We start from the raw sequence: 17,097 nt of genomic DNA on the forward strand, positions 1-17,097 counted from the left end.
TGCTTCTCCTGTTGTTAAATAATGCATATACACTATTATTGGTTGATCGGGATTTCAAGAGGTACTACATGAGCGGTTTTGATCCAAAATATTTCAGGGAAATAGCAGCTGAATGTCCGGGATTTCAGGCTCGTGCCACGGCGCGCGCAGTCACGCGCTACTACAATGTCTGTTTCAAATCGCTCGGTCTCACCGCCGAGCAATTTAGCCTGTTGGTTGGAATTGGAGCTTTCGAGGGCGCCACAATAGTTGATCTTGCGGTCAGCGCGGGAGTTGATGCGACAACCCTGAGCCGAAATGTTCAGAACATGGAATTGAGAGGTTTAGTCCGTTCCGAAGGTGGACGCGGTCGCGCAGGAAAGCGGCTAAGTCTGACGGATTCCGGATACCAGCTCATGGCAGAAGCCTTGCCTGTATGGAAATCAGCTAAAGATAAGTTGTCCATGAAGATGGGTGATGACCGACTCCGGTCAGCAACACGGGCAATGGAGGAGTTAGCCAGGGCAATAAATATCGACCAGAGCCCTGAAGCAGATCGCAACTCCCACAATTAAAATACGGTAGCTGAATGACAATTCCCCCGTATCAGCACTCCTGCTTGAGCATCTTGAAAAAATAGGTTTCCTCAATATGAACGTTCTTTTACCTTATTTTTAAGGCATGCAGAGCGTTCAGGTGTGAAGCTGGACGGCGCCGTACGCCCGGCGTAGCCGGTTACAGCCGTATAAATCGTGCCATACCCTACCTTTCCCCTGTTTATGCCCAGAAAGTGCGGGCATGCTCATATCCGCGTCAGCACTGGGCCAAGCAGGTATTCTCAAAAAAACAGGTGGGGAGTATGGGGCTTATAAACACGGGACGAGTGAAGGGTTATATGCTTTCACATACTGCCCATTGTGATGTTGGTACTTTGTAAAAATGCATGCTGAATCTCCATTTTGTGCCAGAAGCGGACCATCATTAGTTAATCCAGTTATAAGAAATGATGCAGGTAACATATTTTTATCAACTTATAAGGGGTTCCGGTTATGAAACCCCTTAGGTTGACTAATCACAATTTTCAGCTTTTTGATTTTTTTCCGGACTCACAACCATCCAGACAGCTATCCCTATAGTTATCGCACCGATAATGAAACCATTATTAATGGTTTCGTTCAGTACCAGGTATCCCCACAGTACGCCAAACGGAGGAATTAAGAATGTAACGGTTAAGGAGCGTAACGGTCCGATATCGGCAATCAGTCGAAAATATAATATATACGCTAACGCAGTACAGATCACCCCCACAGCAATGACACTAATCCATGGCTCTTGCTGTAGCCAGTTAACGGCAGGCCCAACGCTGATACTCCATATGAAAAAGGGCAGTAAAAAAATAGATGCTCCCATTTGACTGCCGAAAGCAACGATTTTAGGATCGAGTCCACCTTTGTCTGAAATCCAGCTACGTGTCAAAAAACTGGAAAGCCCATAGCAACTGGTAGCGATGAGGCAGGCAATAACACCGGTAATTTGTTTATCCGATGACTGTGCTTCACCGATGGTGGTTATCACTATGATGCCGACAAGTCCCAGGAACATGCCTGCCCATTTTCTAAATGTTAATTTCTCGGCAAAACATGAAAACCCGATGAGCGCTCCCATCAAAGGGGTTGTTGCATTCATAATAGCGGAATACCCGGCAGGCAACCACCTGGCCGCAAGGCAATACATGAGAAAAGGCAATCCAGAGTTTATCACGCCAAGTATGACTGAAGGCTTGAACTTATCTTTAAAATCAAAAGAAGATTTAAACATAAACAAAATAATAGCGAGGCCCATGAAACCTAAAAACACTCGCAAAAAAGCAGTATTAATGGCACCGAACTGTGGCACGGCTATGCGCATAAAAAGAAAGCTCGCCCCCCAGATAGCGGCAAGCAGCAATAACCGAAAATAGTCAGCAACACGCATAACAGTTCCTTTTATTTAAATGGAAGTAACAGCGAAACTGTGAAACATGTCAGACGTGCTGACAAACAAGATTTTTGTTTATACTTAAGATTTCCTAACTCATGGAGCTGTGTATCCGATGAAAATGCCACCTTTACATGCGCTTATGTGTTTTGAGTCTGCGGCAAGGCTGATGAGCATGAAAGCTGCCGCCGAAGAGTTATGTGTGACATCCAGCGCGGTCAGCCAGCAGATTGCAAAACTGGAAAACATGACGAATATCCGGTTGTTTATACGTAGTCCTCGCCGTCTCGAACTGACAACCGAGGGGCGCATCTATCTGAGGGCGATAAGACCCGCTTTTATCCAGATAGCAGAAGCAACACAACGCTTAATGAATGAGGGAAAGGCCAACAAAGTAACGGTCAGTTGCACAAGTGGTTTTGCCATTCAATGGTTGCTGCCACGGCTACCTGCATTTGAAAAAGCCAACCCGGGTGTGGAAGTGCAAATCAGTACAACCAACAGGCAGGTTGATTTATTGTCTGAAGGGATTGATTTTGCTATCCGTCACGGCGCTGGTAACTATCCCGGACTGGAGTCTGAGTGTCTGGTGAATGACAAACTTCTCCCGGTTTGTAGTCCCCGCTTAATAACCAGAGAATACGATCTTTCATCGCCGGGCGATATGGCAAATTACACGCTGCTGCACGATGAGCACCGGCTGGACTGGGCCGTCTGGTTCCGGGCTCTGGGTATTGAAGATGTGAATACTGACACCGGTCCTGTTTTCATCGATTCTAACGGCGTGATTGAAGCTGCAATCGCGGGTAAAGGTATCGCCCTCGTACACAGTGCCCTAGTAACTGAAGAACTGGAAAGTGGTTTATTAATTAACCCACTGCAAGTAGAGGTTAATTCGCCGATTGCGTATTATCTGGTGTATGACGAGTCAGCTATATTGCAGAAGATAAGTCGTCGATTCCGTGACTGGATAACCCTGACCGCCGCAGCGCAACATGAGCACGCAGCAATACACAAGAGAGTTAAATAAAGATGTTGATGCTGTCTTCCACCTCTAATTATGTCTCAAAAATCTTATATTTTTTGTGCCTAAAGGCGTTTTGCAGAATGCGAAATTGATTTTAATATCCCCTCAGGTAATAAGCCCTCAACGTCCGCTCCTCGCTCTCCTCAGCCCCTGGGCATCAGAGGAAGCTCCGTGCCAGAAGCGGATGTTGTACTCTCAAAGGAATTGTGGCTGGGCATTGAGAAATACTTGTTATATTTGATTTTATCTTCTGGTATAGATATCAGGACGTGTGATACTCCATGCATAGTTTTCCCGATTAACAGGCTCGTAGCCAAATTTTTCATAGAGCCAGGGCGCTGTGGTTGTAAACAACATGATCCTGCGAAGCCGCTCAAAAACAGGATGATCATGTATGCATTGCATCACCCATCTACCCAATCCTTCTCCCTGATATTCTTCCAGGATATAAACATCACAAAGGTAAGCAAACGTAGCGTAATCTGTTATTAAGCGCGCGAAACCAATCTGGGCGTCATCGTGATAAACACCGAAATTAAGGCTGTTTTCAATGGATGCACGGACAAGAGCCAGATCAATCCCTTTAGCCCAGGTTGACCTCGTGAGATAGAGATGGATAGCCTGCACATCCAGTTTTTTTCTGTCTGTACTGATCAGGTAGTTATCTTTATGCCACTCATAGTTCTCTGAAATAGTCACGCTCAATCCTGTTTAAGAATTCCCGGGAAACCTGACCTTATCACCTGATGGAAAATCGGACTATCAATACTTCTCAGGAAAAAAAATGAATCCTGCACTCTTATGCCAGCGTTTCATTCAGCGCTTTTGCGCAGCGGGCTCCGTTTCCTGGAAAAGAGTGTCCATCATTACTGGACAGGAGTAATCAGCCGGTATCAGGCCCCATGATGAACTCCCCGGCTGATTCAGCGTTATGCATCCAGACTAATAACCACTTTCCCGATATGTCCGGCAGCCTCAAGGTAGCGATAAGCTTTCCGTGTATCGGCAAAAGTGAAAATACGATCAATTACGGGATAAATCGTGGAGGTTTCAATCGCCCTGACCGCCGCGCGCAAATCTGAAGTCGAACCCGTATTGTTACCCACAATATTCAACATCTTTTGCATTACGGGCAGAACAGGCATGCTGACTTCAGCACCACCAACAAAGCCAATAACGAAAATGGTTCCGTTATGAGCTGCTGCGTTAATCGATTTCGCAAATGTTGAGCCACCCACTGATTCCAGTACGAGATCAGCGCCATGCCCCTCAGTCAGCTTAAGCACCCGTTGATCCCATTCGGGCACCTCGTGATAGTTAATTCCTTCATCCGCTCCCAGGGCTTTCACTCTGTCCAGTTTTTCATCAGAAGAGGAAATGATGATCACCCGCGCACCTGCTGCCTTCGCATATTGCAATGCAAACAGACTCACCCCTCCCGTGCCAAGCAGTAAAACAGTGCTGCCGGGCTGTATTTTACCGCGCACTATAGCGTTCCATGCGGTCGTTGCGGCAATGGGTAACGTCGCTGCCTGCTGCCAGTTGAGAAAATCGGGGATACGCACCAGTGATTCAGCAGGCACTACAGCGTATTCTGCCAGCCCACCGTTGGTTGTAACTCCGCGTAATGTTTGATGATGTTCGGATCGTATTGCTCCAGCATGCCAGTGAGACATCATACCCGGTACCACACGTTCGCCAATTTGCCAGCCTTCAACTCCCTCTCCAGACTCAACAATTTCTCCCGCGCTGTCTGCACCAGGAATAACCGGCTGCGAAACAGCGCCGAATTTACCAGTGGCCAGCGCCAAATCAAGGTAATTCAGACTCACAGCATGCTGACGAATCAGCACTTCGCCATACCCTGGTTGTGGTCGTGAAATATCACATATTTTTAAGCCGTCTATTCCTGCAGCGGATAAGTGGATAGCTTTCATGGTGTCCCCCGGTTCAATTAATACGACCATTTTGAGGCAGAACTGACGCTATAATGAGCCTGAAAAACAAATAACTGTTGCATGAGGTGCAATAATGCATGATGACGATTATCGTCAGCGGGAAGCTTTTCTTGCGGTAGTGCGCGCTGGCAGCTTTAGTGCTGGTGCGCGCGATTTGGGAAGAGATGTCTCCGTCGTTTCCCGGCGTGTAGCTGCTTTAGAAAAACGTCTGGGAATTCGCCTGCTGGAACGCACCACCCGCCGCATACGTCCCACAGAAGAGGGCTTACGCTATCGGCAAAAAATTGAATTGGCAGATGAACTGCTGCGGGAAGCGGAAGAGGAAGCTCGTGATTTGGCAGCGCGTCCGGCCGGGACGATTCGCCTTACCGTTCCAGCCTCATTCGGACGAAAGTGGGTCGTACAGGCCTTACCATTCTTTTTGAAAGCCTATCCTGACATCCGTATTGTGCTGCACTGCAGCGATCGCTACGTAGATTTACTGGGTGATAATTTTGATATGGCAATACGTATTGGTGTTCTGAAGGACAGCAGATTAATTGCCCGAAAGCTGGCAAATACAAGTCGCATTTTATGTGTCGCGCCGGATTACCTGGAGCGCCATTCCCCTGTAACACACCCTCAGGACCTTCGTAAGCATGATTGCCTGGGTTTCACACCCATGCACAGCTGGCCCGAATGGCGACTCGAGAAAGACGGTCAACAGATAGCGGTTCCTGTTAAGACGCGTTACGAGAGTGACGAAATGGATGGGCTTATACTGGCTGCTCAATCGGGTATGGGGATATTACTCGCGGCCAACTGGCTGGTACAGAAGGAACTGGCTGAGGGTTCACTGGTGCCAGTGCTGTCGGACTGGCAGGCAACAGGCGAGGATGGTGTCTGGTTAATGAAACCTTCAAGCCAGTTGCAGTCGGCAAAAATCAGTGCATTAACAGACTGGCTGACTTCATGGTTTTCTACACCACGCTGGTAGCCTGCGGAACGCAATATGAAACAGCCTGTCACCTGTACTGAATAGCAGATGGGTTAGGTATGTACAGTTTGTGCAGTCCAGCAGTCGACATACCCCGGATAATGTCGGCGCTCCTGGAGGTAATAACTTATTTCTTCACGCTGCTGCCGCTCCACTTCGTCATGGATCACCGGCAGGTTAGATCGCTCATTATAGGCTACGGCAGACTCAGCTAAACCCCGTTAACACTGCTCCGGCGGAATCATGATGTCATATAACCTTGCTGCCCGATGCAGATAACAACGGGACATAAATTGCCAGCTTGAGTGCAGGGGAGTCATTTGACGTAAACGTTGAATAGCTGAATGTCCGCGTTATCCCGTCCTTCCCTGTGAGTTTTTTCTCTCCGGACACCGGCGCTGTTATCACATGCTCGCTCCACCATGTGTCAAACTCCGGACATTCACGGCTTAAGCGTTCTACCAGCGCAGTGAAGGTCTCATTGTCTGCATTTCGTGAATAACTGGAATGAAACAGGCCAAGCATTCTCTGTGCCTCTGCAGGCCAGGTGTCGCCAAAAAGGTATCTGGCTGCCTCTGTAGTGAACATGAAAACCATGATATTTCGCTCATTTGCAACCAAAAGGCTGAAGTCCGTGATGACCTGTTCTGCTGCAGAATTCCACACCAATACATCCCATCTGTCATTGGTGATGTAGGCAGGCTCATTCAGCGCCCTGACCAGATGCGATAAGCTAGCCGGGACTTCATGTTCGATATCTGCACTTTTTTTCCGGCCTGTCAGTGTTTTCAGGTGCAGAAATTCTGCCTTGTTCAGCTGCAGAGCTTTACCCAGGGCGTTAACTATCCGTTCGGAAAGTGTGTTGACCCGTCCCTGTTCGATTTTGGTATACCATTCCGTACTTATTCCCAGCATCGCTGCAACTTCCTCACGCCTTAGTCCGGGCGTTCGCCGTCTTTCAGGCCCGGCAGAGGGGGGACGCTCAGGCTTCACCCTGGCACGTCGTGAACGTAAAAACTGACTGAGCTCAGTATTCTTAACCATTTTTTTTACCTGGTAGTAAATTATACCTGTATAAAACTAGTGTATTTTACGCCGTTTTTGGTCGCTCTATGATGGTTTCATATTGTTCTATGCCCTCAGGAGAATATGACCATGAAAGCTGCTGTGCTTACTGCCTTTGGCCGTCCGCTAGACGTTAAGAATGTGCCTGCACCGGTGATGGGAACCGGGGAAGTCATTGTCGATGTGGTTGCGGCGCCCGTTCTTTCCTACACGAATGAAGTACTGAGTGGGGAAAGAAAATATCTTTTACCTGTGCCGGTCATCCCGGGCTGTGGTGCCATCGGAAAGGTTCGCCAGACCGGCCCTGACTCAGCCTGGCTGAAACCAGGAGACTGGGTATTTTGCGATCCGACGGTGCGTTCCCGTGACAACGCGCTGTCGCCAGAAATTGTCCTTCAGGGATGGAGTGCCCGTGGTGAAGGAGGACAAAAAATCCAGCAATATCACCTGAATGGCAGTCTTGCTGAACAAATACGCATTCCGACTGAAAACGCAGTGCCGATTGGCGACATATCGCCTGCAGAAGCGGGGCGGTGGTGTGCCATCAATACGCTGCTTATAGCCTATGGCGGATTGTTATCTATGGATTTGAAAGCGGGAGAGCGCCTGCTGGTCAGTGGCGCAACCGGTAATTTCGGCAGTTCCGCTGTGCTTGCTGCCCTGGCCATGGGAGCCCATAAAGTCATCGCACCGGGCCGTAGTGAACGGGTACTGAACGATTTGAAAAAACGTTTTGGATCGCGTGTGGAAACAGTAAAGCTCACAGGCACAGCAGAGATCGATATTGCTGCCATGAAGCACATGGCCGGGGGACCCATTGATGCGGTCCTTGATTTCCTTCCGCCGTCTGCGCAGGCCTCTGTCGCCCGGAATGCGATTATGTCAGTCAGACCTTATGGTCGTGCAGTCCTTATGGGCGGTGTTGGCATGCTGGGAGGGGACGATCTTTCGCTACCTTATCCCTGGATAATGCGTAACCTCATTACCGTAAAAGGGCAGTGGATGTATGAACCTTCGGCAGTCCCTACGCTCTGCGGCCTTATACGCGCGGGACTGCTTGATCTGAGCCACTATGACGTAACCGAGTTTCCGCTTGAGAGAGTGAATGATTCAGTCGCGCATGCTGCGAAAAACAGCGGGCCGTTTAAACTCACCGTCGTGCGTCCCTGACCAAAGGCGCCGCGATGGACCGGATTGCTCTCTTACGACGGCCCTGCGTATGGGTTCAATCACAAAATTCTGGCACAAAAAAGCCCGCTGCGCGGGCTTGATAAGAACCGATTAATGCGGAATCTCAGAGACTTCTTTGACATCCGCTTTGTTGATCTGCTGTTTGACACCATTGGCATCAACGTAGCCCAGCAGTCCGCTTTCCGCTTCCTGCGGTTTACCATCGCTGACAATGGTACGGCCATCATTGGTATGAATGGCGTAGCTGGTACGGGTACAGCCGGTCAGGGCGCTCAGTGCCACAATGGCTGCCAGTGGTAACAAAATCACTTTTTTCATGTCGCTCTCCCTATCGAGTAGATCAGTTGTTCAGTTCACTCATATTGGTGATCTGGTCACGGTTAATCTGTTCTGTTTTACCGGTTTGCGCATCTTTATAAGAGACCAGGCCAGTATCACTATCCACCTGTGGCTTACCATCGGTGACGATAGTGCGTCCGTCGGTGGTTTTAATCGCCTGATTCGATGAACAGCCGGCGATGGCAAAAATCGATGTCAATAACACAGCCGCTACAGTCAGTTTCTTCATAGTAATTTCCCTGATTGGTCTGAAGTCCAGCTATAAGCGTAGAACAAAATCCGGATTCTGGTCTGACCTGACTCGCTTTCTTTGCACAATTAATGCGGTTTAACGTGCAATTGATGAGGAGGAAATTACCAGGCGCGGCTAATGTGTTTCGCCGCGTATATTGGGAAGGCAGGATAGCGTTGCGATATTACTCAGCGGCCAGGCGACCAAGCAGCAGAGAAAAAATAGCCTCGTAATGCGTTTTCAATATCACATCGTCGCACTGGTCGAGACGTGCTATTAGCGCGACAAAAAGGGTTTTTCGGTTCAGCAACTTGCCGCTACACAAAATTTCCTGCACCAGCGTGCCAAGTAACTCATGCTGCTTTGCCTGCAGCGATCCACCAGTCCATGGTAATGCATCTTCAGAATTATTATGAAAAGGATCGTATCGCATCATCATTACCCTGATAGCAGTGCGTTAATTCAGCTTTTTGGCCAGCAGCCTGATCGCATTATCGCAGGCCTGCTGGATGGCCGGATTCTCAGAGCGCAAGCCCGTGCGATACAGCGCGCCAATTATTTGCTGAACAGATAAGGTTTCACCCGGTTGTACAATCTGTGTGACGACTTTGCCCAATAAAAGATAGATCTCATCGGCATCTTCTAATTCATCGTGCTTCACTCGACCCCCGGAACAAATAAACATAAATCTAAGTAATATGTTACTGACTGATAAATATTATTAAGCGCGCGATTCCAGGGTTTAAAAAGTTATCGCGGCGAATATTAATTAGGAAACGCCTATTTCCTAATAGGCCAGACGAATCAGTCCAGAATGCTGAGCACCATATTAATGGTTTCTTTGCCATTAGTCACATCCTGAATTTTGCCTACCACACGCATACCAAATGCCACGCAAAGCAGCAGTCCGGCGGCGGTGTCGGCATCCAGTCGTGGCGAAATCGATCCGTCCTCTTGCCCCTGCTCAACCAGCGAAGTCAGGAAGTTGCGGTTGCGTAATACCGCTTCACGCACCAGCTGGGATAACTCTTCGTCCAGCGTTTGCAGTTCCACGGTACTGCCAACCACCAGGCAGCCGCGTCTGCCCTCGATCTCGCTGGCTGAGTCGAGATAAAACTGCAACAGCTCAGCAATGCGCGCCCGGCCGGTCGGGTACTGTTGCAAACGGGCGCGCAGGTCCACGTTGCGCAGCAGGATGTAGCGCTCAAACACCCGCAGAAACAGGGAACGTTTATCCTGAAACGCTTTATAAATACTGCCCGCCGTCAGGTTCATCGCTTCACCTAAATCAGCAATCGAGGCCGCATGAAAACCCTTCTGGCGGAACACGATCATGGCGCTGTCGAGCGCTTCGTCGATATCAAAATTGCGCGGTCTGCCGCGCTCTCTGGCAGCCGGCGCCGGATTGGGTTTACTGGTCATAATGCGGGCTATTTAGAATGAATCGTTTCCAAATTATCCGGCTTATCGGTGACAGGGTCAAATCCTGCCCAAACGGCTGGCCCGGCGTGCGCTGATCGACAGCGAACCGCGTTAATGTTCAGCCCTGCCAGTTGAGAATTTTTGACCGCCGGAGGATGATAAACCTTTTGCCGGGCCGGGACCTTTTCATGCTGATCTCCACTGAGGATACGCGCACTTTCAACACTGACATCCGCCTGGCGGCGACACTGGCCGCCGTGGCGGGCGCACTGAACACTGCGGCGTTCGAAACGGTTGGTTTCTTCTCCGCCAACATGACCGGTAACGTCTCATCCCTGTCCGATCATCTGGCGAAAGCCAATCTGCATATCGGGCTGTTCTTCCTGCTGATTGTGCTGTTATTCATCGCCGGTTCGTCGGTTTCCACGCTGATCATCAATTCCGGCCGCAGGCGGCAGATACGCGGCATCTACGCCATCAATATTCTGCTCGAGGGCATTGCGTTGCTGGTGCTGGGGATTGTCGAAAGCGGCTTTCATTTCAGCGAGGGCGGCGTATTACTGATTCTCAGCCTGAGCTTTCTGATGGGCCTGCAAAATGCGGTGGTAACGCGCATCTCCAATGCCCGCGTGCGCACGACGCACGTCTCTGGCACGTCAACCGATATCGGCATTGAGCTAGCGATGTTGTTTGACGTGCTGCGTCGCAAAGAGTCACCAAAAGACGCGCCGCTGTACATTGAGCGGCTAAAACTGCATTGCTACACCGTGCTGGCATTTCTCGCTGGCGGCGTGCTGGGCATTCTGCTGCTGCAGTGGCTAAGCTACGCGCTGCTGATCGTCATTGGGTTACTGCTCAGTGCGCTGGCGCTGTCGGCGCTGAAACGTGCGGGCAGTAATCCGCTTCACGCCCGCTAAGGAAGGGAATCATGATCTCGCTCGACGACCGCCTGCAAGCCATCTGGCAGCTGCTTAGCACTGCCACCACTTCGCGTTCGGCTTTCACCCTGATGCAACTGGCAACGGTGACCGCTGACGGCCAGCCCAGCCTGCGCACCGTGGTGATACGGCAGTTTTTGCCCACGCTGCCGGCCCTGCGTTTTACCGCCGATCGGCGCAGCGCCAAAATGCAGGATATTGCAGCCCAGCCGCAGGTGGCGTTACTGGCTTATGATGCCGCCAGTCGCGTTCAGCTCAGGCTGGCAGGCACGGCTCAGCGCGTTGACGATGCACAACAGCGTGCCGCAGCCTGGCATGCATTGCGCCCGCACTCACACGCGTTGTTTCAGTCACCGGTCAGGCCGGGCAGCGTGATTGCTCATCCTGATGACGCACTGCCTGCCAGCGCGCAAAAGGCGAGCACCGGGCCCGACGAGCACTTCGCGCTGGTGCAGATCACCTTGCATAGCGTGGAGTGGCTGGATGTCAGCCGTGAGCTCCATCAGCGCGCACGATTCGAGGCCACTGTGGATGGATGGCAGGGCAGCTGGCGCGTGCCCTGAGATTTATTGTTCCGCTGGTGTTTTTGCCTGACGCGGGCGGCCAGCCGCACCGGCGCACACCAGCGCCAGCAGCACCATGATCAGTACCGGCAGCATCGCCATGCGCAATCCGGCATGTTCGCCGATAAAGCCCAGTCCGGGCGGGCCTACCAGAAACGCCAGATAGCCCAGCGTGGCGGCAATCGTGACGCGCACCGCGCTGTTATGGCCATCGCCCGCCGCCGAGACCGTTAGCGGGAAGCCGAGCGACGCGCCGACGCCCCAGAACAGCACGGCCGCCGCCGCCAGCCATGGGTTATCGGAGAAAATCACCAGCGTCAGTCCCAGCGCGGCGGAGAATGCGCTGGCGCGCAGTACCCAGACACGGCCCAGACGATCAACCACCAGCCCGCCGAGAAAGCGCCCCAGCGTCATGCCAGCGGTGAAGCCCGCGTAGACCAGCGTGCTTTGGGTATGATTGAGGTTATGGCCGTCGATCATCAGTAACGGCAGCCAGTCGTTAGCCGAGCCTTCCGCCAGTGCCATTGCCAGAATCACCACGCCGAGCACCAGCAGCTGGCGGTCACGCAGTTCACGTCCTACCTGGGCCAGAAAGCCGCCATGATGCGGCTGTTCGCTGCGTTCGCTGTCGCTGGTGGCGGGCAGATGGCGCAGCGCCAGGGCGGCAATCAGCAGGTTAACCAGCAGCACCACGCTAAAGTGCCAGTGGGTGCTGATATCGGCTGCGGTCATGGCCAGCCCCGCCAGTGCGCCGATCAGCGTGCCGAAACTGAAGAAGCCGTGAATGATCGTCATGATTGACTTGCCGATGCGCCGCTCAAACGCCGCCCCTTCGACATTAACCACCACATCCATCAGCGCGGTTCCGCCGCCCAGCAACACCAGACTGGTAAACACCAGCCCGCTACTGGCGAGCGTTAACGCAACGGTCATCAGCACCAGGCCACCGAGCAGGATCAGGTAACCCGTGCGCATCACCCGGCTGGTGCCAAAGTGCGCGACAAGCTTACCGGCCAGCAGCACGCCCAGCATGGAGCCACAGGAGAAGCCAAACAGAATCAGGCCCATCATTTCCGTCGAGGCGTGCAGCACATCGCGCATAAAGGGGGTGCGGCTAACCCAGGAAGCCCAGGTAAAGCCAGGAATAAACATCAGGCCAAAGATGGCCCATTTACCGCGTGTCTGTTGCTGAGGGTGCATAAGATTCCTTTAGGAAGCGGCGGGCATGCGGAGGTGAAACGCTTTCGTTGCTGATTACCATTAGTATGGTTCACAGAATAGCAGTTTTGCTGACGCTCGTTGAGGCAATGTCGCTCGCGTCAGCGCGCCGGGGAGAATTCGTCAGTGGGAGAAAGCCCCTCCGCGCGGCGACGCGGAGGAGGAGGGAATTAGAAACTCTGCCAGTCGGCATCGCTGGCCACTGCCAGGCGCGCAGGCTGTGGCGCTTTGTGGCTGACTGCCGCAGGCCTGATCGCCGGCGTTGCGCCGGATTCCGCCAGCACGAATCTGGCGACCAGCTGGTTGAGGGTTTCGGCCTGCTCCTGCAGCGATTGCGACGCGGCTGAGGCCTGCTCTACCAGCGCGGCGTTCTGCTGCGTTACATCATCCATCTGATTCACCGCCTGCTGCACCTGGCTAATGCCCTGGCTCTGCTCAACCGCGGCCGCGGCGATTTCGCTCATCAGTTCGCTGACCTGATGGATAGCGTCATTCATCACCTGCATGTTGCTGCTGACGTCGCTGGCCTGGGCGGCTCCGGCTTCGGTCAGTCGATGCGACTCTTCAATCAGTCCTTTAATTTCGCGTGCGGCGGAAGTGGAGCGCTGCGACAGGCTGCGCACTTCACCCGCCACCACCGCAAAGCCCTTGCCGTGCTCACCGGCCCGTGCCGCTTCCACTGCGGCGTTGAGCGCGAGAATATTGGTCTGGAAAGCGATGCCTTCGATCATCGAAACAATGTCCGTGACCTTGCGCGAGCTGCCACGAATGTCATCCATGGTCGACAGCATCGTAGTGAGCGAGGTACCACTTTTTTCCGACAGCGCACTGGCGTTAGCCGCCAGCTGGCTGGCCTGGCGCGTGTTATCGGCGGTCTGACGTACGGTTTCACTCAGTTCAGTCATGCTGGCCGCGGTCTGCTCCAGCGAAGCAGCCTGCTGCTCGGTACGCGCAGAGAGGTCTTCGTTACCGGCGGCGATCTGCACCGATGCGCTGCCCACCGAATGTGACGCGCTGCGCACGGCGCTTAACGAACTGGCGACGCTGCGCATCAGCTGATTAAATGAGCGCGCCATATTGCCCACCTCATCGCGACGGCTTTCGTCTGCGCTGAGCGTCAGGTCGAGATTTTCACTGGCGCGCATCATCACTTTGCCGACATCCGCGAGGCTGCGACGAATGCGCAGCACGGTGAACAGGGCGAACAGACCGAAAATAATTACTGTGGCTATCACGCCGGTAATGGTGGTCCACAGCACTTCATGGAAGGTGCTGAGGTTGGTGGCGCGTAACTCATCGCCGATAGAAATATTCAGCATCAGCTGCTGCTGGTAATTGGTGACCAGCTGGCGAATGGCGGCACCAATGCCGTTCTGCCCCTCGATCAGATCAAGGCTGATGGCGTTCTGATGCGCGCGCGAGGCAGTGAGAAACGCCGGCAGCCGCTCGCTCACGCGCTGAATATTGGCAAAGGCCAGCTCGGTCAGGCGTTTATCTTCCTCGCTGGAAATGTTGTGAGTCAGGTAGTAATCGGTGAGCGATTTCAGGCCGCCGATCTGTTTATCAATGTCCGCTTCAACCGCAGGCATGTTGCTGTCCTGCAGCTGAGTCTGATGTTTGTAGAGCGTCAGCGCCAGCTGATTGCTGCGATCAATCAGCGTATTGAGGTCTTTAATCGACGGAATGGCGTTGGTCTGCACGTACTCAAAGCGCTCCTGAAAGCCGGATAGCAGTGAGATGGCGAGCACCGCCTGCAGGATAATGGCGCCAAACAGCATGGAAAAGGTCAGTAGCAATCGTTGGGAGATGTTCATCTTATTATCCTTAATCTAAACGCGTCCCGGCGCATGACGCGGCGGGTACAAGGGCAGATTAAAGAACATCGGCAGATTGTGGTTTTTAGTTAATGAAATTTTAGCGGCGGGTAGCGGCAGAGGCTGGCGGGTTAACAGTGGAGCCGGTCGCCGTGAACGGCGACCCTACAGTGCATGTCCCGTTATTTCCGTAGGGTGCGCATTCATGCGCACCTGGAAACGGGGAGTGCATGTCCCGTTGTTTCCGCAGGGTGCGCATCCCTGCGCACCTGGAAACCGGCAATTCGCGCTTAACTCATGGCCGTCTGAACAGCGCCAGGCTGCGGCCCTCCAGCTCGAAATCCTTCTCTTTGGTAATCACCAATCCCTTACTGGCGCTGTCGGAGGTGGTCAGCTCCAGCACCCAGCCGCCTTCACCAAACTGCGGGATGCGGAACGGCACATTGCCTTCAAACGGATTGAACAGCATCAGCACATCGTGCCAGATACCCTCTTCGGTTTGCAGGTCCGGACGCCCGATGTACACGCCGAGCGTCGAGCCCTCATCCCACTGTTCCGCCTGCTGGAAACCGCCGCCGGCGTTAAACCATTTAATCTCCATGCCGTCGCGCCAGCTTTCACGTCGCAGCAGCGGCTGCTGTGCGCGCAGTGCAATGATTTGACGGGTGAAATTGCGTAACGCATCAGCGGAAGCCGGCAGATCTTCCCAGTGCAGCCAGGAAATCTCGCTATCCTGACAATAGCCGTTGTTGTTGCCCATCTGGCTGCGGCCAAACTCATCGCCCGCCAGCAGCATCGGTGTGCCGTGAGAGAAAAACAGCGTGGCGAGGAAGTTACGCTTCTGCCGCTCGCGTACCGCGTTGATGCCTTCGTCGTCGGTGGGGCCTTCGGCACCGTAGTTGTATGAACGGTTATCGTTGTGGCCGTCGTTGTTATCTTCCCCGTTGGCATCGTTGTGCTTGTCGTTGTACGAGACCAGATCATTCAGCGTAAAGCCATCGTGCGCGGTGATAAAATTGACGCTGGCCCACGGGCGGCGGCCGCGTTGATCGTACAGATCGCCGGAACCAAGCAGGCGCGCGGCAAAGTCGGTTGAAACGTTGTCGCCTTTCCAGTACTCACGCACCGTGTCGCGATATTTGTCGTTCCACTCAGCCCAGCCGGGCGGGAAACCACCCACCTGGTAGCCACCAGGGCCAATGTCCCAGGGTTCGCCGATCAGCTTCAGCTTTGACAACACCGGATCCTGCGTCATGGCATCAAAGAAGCCGCCACGCTGATCGAACCCTTCCGGCTCGCGGCCGAGAATGGTGCCGAGGTCGAAGCGAAAACCGTCGATATGCATCGATTCTGCCCAGTAGCGCAGCGAATCCGTCACCAGCTGCAGCACGCGCGGATGGGAGGTATTCACCGTGTTGCCAGTGCCGGTATCGTTGATGTAATAACGGTGCTGATCCGGCAGCGTGCGGTAGTAGGAGAAGTTATCAATCCCTTTAAACGACAGCGTCGGCCCCAGTTCGTTGCCTTCCGCGGTGTGGTTATACACCACGTCGAGAATCACTTCGATGCCGGCATCGTGGAAAGCGCGCACCATGTCGCGAAAGCCCTGAATACCGCGTGGGCCAAAATAGCGGCTGGCAGGCGCAAAAAAGGCCAGCGAGTTATAGCCCCAGAAGTTTTTCAGTCCGCGATCCAGCAGGTGCTGGTCGTCCGGGAACCAGTGCACCGGCAGCAATTCCACTGACGTCACGCCGAGGCTTTTGATGTAGTCGACGGTGGATTTGTGGCTCATGCCGTCATAGGTGCCGCGCATCTCTGCCGGAATCGCCGGATTAAGCTGGGTGAAACCTTTGACGTGGGTTTCATAAATCACCGTACTGGACCACGGAATGCTGGGCCGGTTATGGTCCTGCCAGTCAAACTCATTAGTGTCAATCACCCGGCACTTGGGAGTAAACGGCGCGCTGTCACGGGTATCCAGCGTCAGATCTTTATCTTCGTGCAGTAAATCGTAAGCGAAGTGCGCTTCATTCCAGTCGATGTTGCCCTGCAGCTCGCGGGCGTAGGGATCAATCAGTAATTTGCTCGGGTTAAAACGGTGACCGTTTTCCGGATCGAACGGTCCGTGAACGCGATAACCATACAGCGCGCCGGGTTTCAGCCCGGGCACGTAGCCGTGCCAGATTTCGTGGGTATATTCCGGCAGATCGAAGCGGGCAATTTCATGCTGACCGCTCTCATCGTACAGACAGAGTTCGACCCGTTCCGCGTGTGCTGAAAACAGCGCAAAATTTACGCCGTCCCCATCAAAGTTGGCGCCGAGCTGGTGCCCCGATCCAGCGGTGATTTCTAAAGGTTTACCGTTAGACATTCAATCCTCTCCATCCAGTGAATAGAT

Annotated in this window: 18 protein-coding genes and 1 pseudogene; 6 read left to right on the forward strand and 13 right to left on the reverse strand. The window is 53.1% G+C overall.

Translation table 11 applies throughout. The annotated features are described in order from the left end of the window. Positions 1-68: 68 nt before the first annotated feature. Entirely contained in the window at positions 69-554 is a 486-nt protein-coding gene (locus AC6I7J_RS19660; protein ID WP_132463564.1) for a MarR family winged helix-turn-helix transcriptional regulator, read from the forward strand. A gap of 493 nt (positions 555-1,047) precedes the next feature. Here AC6I7J_RS19660 and AC6I7J_RS19665 read toward each other — a convergent pair whose 3' ends face one another. Beyond that, positions 1,048-1,953 (reverse strand): DMT family transporter, encoded by a 906-nt coding sequence (locus AC6I7J_RS19665; protein WP_498007388.1) that lies wholly within the window; start codon positions 1,951-1,953, stop codon positions 1,048-1,050. A 118-nt stretch (positions 1,954-2,071) separates the two neighbouring features. On the opposite strand from AC6I7J_RS19665, the gene gcvA reads away from it, so the two are divergent. Beyond that, a complete protein-coding gene (gcvA, locus tag AC6I7J_RS19670; protein WP_498007389.1) occupies positions 2,072-2,986 on the forward strand; it encodes a transcriptional regulator GcvA in 915 nt (304 codons plus the stop codon). Between the two features lie 240 nt (positions 2,987-3,226). Here gcvA and AC6I7J_RS19675 read toward each other — a convergent pair whose 3' ends face one another. Then, the gene (locus AC6I7J_RS19675) at positions 3,227-3,682 is read right to left on the reverse strand and encodes a GNAT family N-acetyltransferase (protein WP_498007390.1); all 456 of its coding nucleotides are present in this window, start codon (positions 3,680-3,682) and stop codon (positions 3,227-3,229) included. 230 nt (positions 3,683-3,912) lie between these two features. Continuing rightward, positions 3,913-4,920: a zinc-dependent alcohol dehydrogenase family protein gene (locus AC6I7J_RS19680; RefSeq protein WP_498007391.1), complete on the reverse strand. Its 1,008-nt coding sequence runs from the start codon at positions 4,918-4,920 to the stop codon at positions 3,913-3,915. Between the two features lie 94 nt (positions 4,921-5,014). On the opposite strand from AC6I7J_RS19680, the gene AC6I7J_RS19685 reads away from it, so the two are divergent. Beyond that, the gene (locus tag AC6I7J_RS19685; protein WP_058775118.1) at positions 5,015-5,917 is read left to right on the forward strand and encodes a LysR family transcriptional regulator; all 903 of its coding nucleotides are present in this window, start codon (positions 5,015-5,017) and stop codon (positions 5,915-5,917) included. Between the two features lie 53 nt (positions 5,918-5,970). Here the strand turns inward: AC6I7J_RS19685 and AC6I7J_RS19690 are convergent. Beyond that, positions 5,971-6,120 (reverse strand): annotated as a pseudogene (locus AC6I7J_RS19690) (hypothetical protein); the annotation flags it as partial. Between the two features lie 46 nt (positions 6,121-6,166). After that, the gene (locus tag AC6I7J_RS19695; RefSeq protein ID WP_498007392.1) at positions 6,167-6,961 is read right to left on the reverse strand and encodes a helix-turn-helix transcriptional regulator; all 795 of its coding nucleotides are present in this window, start codon (positions 6,959-6,961) and stop codon (positions 6,167-6,169) included. A 111-nt stretch (positions 6,962-7,072) separates the two neighbouring features. Here AC6I7J_RS19695 and AC6I7J_RS19700 point away from each other — a divergent pair, with 111 nt between their 5' ends. After that, positions 7,073-8,152: a zinc-binding dehydrogenase gene (locus AC6I7J_RS19700; protein ID WP_125310707.1), complete on the forward strand. Its 1,080-nt coding sequence runs from the start codon at positions 7,073-7,075 to the stop codon at positions 8,150-8,152. Between the two features lie 111 nt (positions 8,153-8,263). Here the strand turns inward: AC6I7J_RS19700 and AC6I7J_RS19705 are convergent, their stop codons facing one another. From AC6I7J_RS19705 to AC6I7J_RS19725, 5 genes are all read right to left on the reverse strand, one after another. Then, positions 8,264-8,491, reverse strand: coding sequence for a YgdI/YgdR family lipoprotein (locus tag AC6I7J_RS19705; protein WP_021508704.1), 228 nt, complete (start codon positions 8,489-8,491; stop codon positions 8,264-8,266). Positions 8,492-8,513: 22 nt separating this feature from the next. Next, positions 8,514-8,741 carry a YgdI/YgdR family lipoprotein gene (locus AC6I7J_RS19710; RefSeq protein WP_021508703.1) on the reverse strand — a complete coding sequence of 76 codons (228 nt, stop codon included), beginning with the start codon at positions 8,739-8,741 and terminating at the stop codon, positions 8,514-8,516. Between the two features lie 187 nt (positions 8,742-8,928). Then, complete coding sequence (locus AC6I7J_RS19715) at positions 8,929-9,183, reverse strand: biofilm development regulator YmgB/AriR family protein (protein ID WP_125310694.1); 255 nt, start codon at positions 9,181-9,183, stop codon at positions 8,929-8,931. Between the two features lie 18 nt (positions 9,184-9,201). Then, entirely contained in the window at positions 9,202-9,405 is a 204-nt protein-coding gene (locus tag AC6I7J_RS19720) for a hypothetical protein (RefSeq protein WP_021508701.1), read from the reverse strand. Between the two features lie 143 nt (positions 9,406-9,548). Then, positions 9,549-10,166 (reverse strand): TetR/AcrR family transcriptional regulator, encoded by a 618-nt coding sequence (locus AC6I7J_RS19725; protein WP_058770495.1) that lies wholly within the window; start codon positions 10,164-10,166, stop codon positions 9,549-9,551. A gap of 188 nt (positions 10,167-10,354) precedes the next feature. Between AC6I7J_RS19725 and AC6I7J_RS19730 the strand changes: the two genes are divergently transcribed. Further along, the gene (locus AC6I7J_RS19730) at positions 10,355-11,083 is read left to right on the forward strand and encodes a YoaK family protein (protein ID WP_010615793.1); all 729 of its coding nucleotides are present in this window, start codon (positions 10,355-10,357) and stop codon (positions 11,081-11,083) included. Positions 11,084-11,094: 11 nt separating this feature from the next. Next, the gene (locus AC6I7J_RS19735) at positions 11,095-11,667 is read left to right on the forward strand and encodes a pyridoxamine 5'-phosphate oxidase family protein (protein ID WP_498007393.1); all 573 of its coding nucleotides are present in this window, start codon (positions 11,095-11,097) and stop codon (positions 11,665-11,667) included. A gap of 3 nt (positions 11,668-11,670) precedes the next feature. Here AC6I7J_RS19735 and AC6I7J_RS19740 read toward each other — a convergent pair whose 3' ends face one another. From AC6I7J_RS19740 to glgX, 3 genes are all read right to left on the reverse strand, one after another. Beyond that, positions 11,671-12,867: an MFS transporter gene (locus AC6I7J_RS19740; protein WP_159377522.1), complete on the reverse strand. Its 1,197-nt coding sequence runs from the start codon at positions 12,865-12,867 to the stop codon at positions 11,671-11,673. 188 nt (positions 12,868-13,055) lie between these two features. Further along, positions 13,056-14,699 carry a methyl-accepting chemotaxis protein gene (locus tag AC6I7J_RS19745; protein ID WP_498007394.1) on the reverse strand — a complete coding sequence of 548 codons (1,644 nt, stop codon included), beginning with the start codon at positions 14,697-14,699 and terminating at the stop codon, positions 13,056-13,058. Between the two features lie 295 nt (positions 14,700-14,994). Beyond that, complete coding sequence (gene glgX, locus AC6I7J_RS19750; RefSeq protein ID WP_498007395.1) at positions 14,995-17,070, reverse strand: glycogen debranching protein GlgX; 2,076 nt, start codon at positions 17,068-17,070, stop codon at positions 14,995-14,997. Between the last annotated feature and the right edge of the window lie 27 nt (positions 17,071-17,097).

It is taken from the genome of Type-C symbiont of Plautia stali (assembly GCF_059730935.1).

Excerpts from the sequence above, each read along its gene's own strand:
- AC6I7J_RS19740 (WP_159377522.1), bottom strand. The coding sequence starts at position 12,867 with ATGCACCCTCAGCAACAGACACGCGGTAAATGGGCCATCTTTGGCCTG.
- AC6I7J_RS19735 (WP_498007393.1), top strand. The coding sequence starts at position 11,095 with ATGATCTCGCTCGACGACCGCCTGCAAGCCATCTGGCAGCTGCTTAGC.
- AC6I7J_RS19715 (WP_125310694.1), bottom strand. The coding sequence starts at position 9,183 with ATGATGATGCGATACGATCCTTTTCATAATAATTCTGAAGATGCATTA.
- AC6I7J_RS19700 (WP_125310707.1), top strand. The coding sequence starts at position 7,073 with ATGAAAGCTGCTGTGCTTACTGCCTTTGGCCGTCCGCTAGACGTTAAG.
- AC6I7J_RS19685 (WP_058775118.1), top strand. The coding sequence starts at position 5,015 with ATGCATGATGACGATTATCGTCAGCGGGAAGCTTTTCTTGCGGTAGTG.
- AC6I7J_RS19680 (WP_498007391.1), bottom strand. The coding sequence starts at position 4,920 with ATGAAAGCTATCCACTTATCCGCTGCAGGAATAGACGGCTTAAAAATA.
- glgX (WP_498007395.1), bottom strand. The coding sequence starts at position 17,070 with ATGTCTAACGGTAAACCTTTAGAAATCACCGCTGGATCGGGGCACCAG.
- AC6I7J_RS19695 (WP_498007392.1), bottom strand. The coding sequence starts at position 6,961 with ATGGTTAAGAATACTGAGCTCAGTCAGTTTTTACGTTCACGACGTGCC.
- AC6I7J_RS19665 (WP_498007388.1), bottom strand. The coding sequence starts at position 1,953 with ATGCGTGTTGCTGACTATTTTCGGTTATTGCTGCTTGCCGCTATCTGG.
- AC6I7J_RS19710 (WP_021508703.1), bottom strand. The coding sequence starts at position 8,741 with ATGAAGAAACTGACTGTAGCGGCTGTGTTATTGACATCGATTTTTGCC.
- AC6I7J_RS19745 (WP_498007394.1), bottom strand. The coding sequence starts at position 14,699 with ATGAACATCTCCCAACGATTGCTACTGACCTTTTCCATGCTGTTTGGC.
- gcvA (WP_498007389.1), top strand. The coding sequence starts at position 2,072 with ATGAAAATGCCACCTTTACATGCGCTTATGTGTTTTGAGTCTGCGGCA.
- AC6I7J_RS19660 (WP_132463564.1), top strand. The coding sequence starts at position 69 with ATGAGCGGTTTTGATCCAAAATATTTCAGGGAAATAGCAGCTGAATGT.
- AC6I7J_RS19730 (WP_010615793.1), top strand. The coding sequence starts at position 10,355 with ATGCTGATCTCCACTGAGGATACGCGCACTTTCAACACTGACATCCGC.
- AC6I7J_RS19725 (WP_058770495.1), bottom strand. The coding sequence starts at position 10,166 with ATGACCAGTAAACCCAATCCGGCGCCGGCTGCCAGAGAGCGCGGCAGA.
- AC6I7J_RS19705 (WP_021508704.1), bottom strand. The coding sequence starts at position 8,491 with ATGAAAAAAGTGATTTTGTTACCACTGGCAGCCATTGTGGCACTGAGC.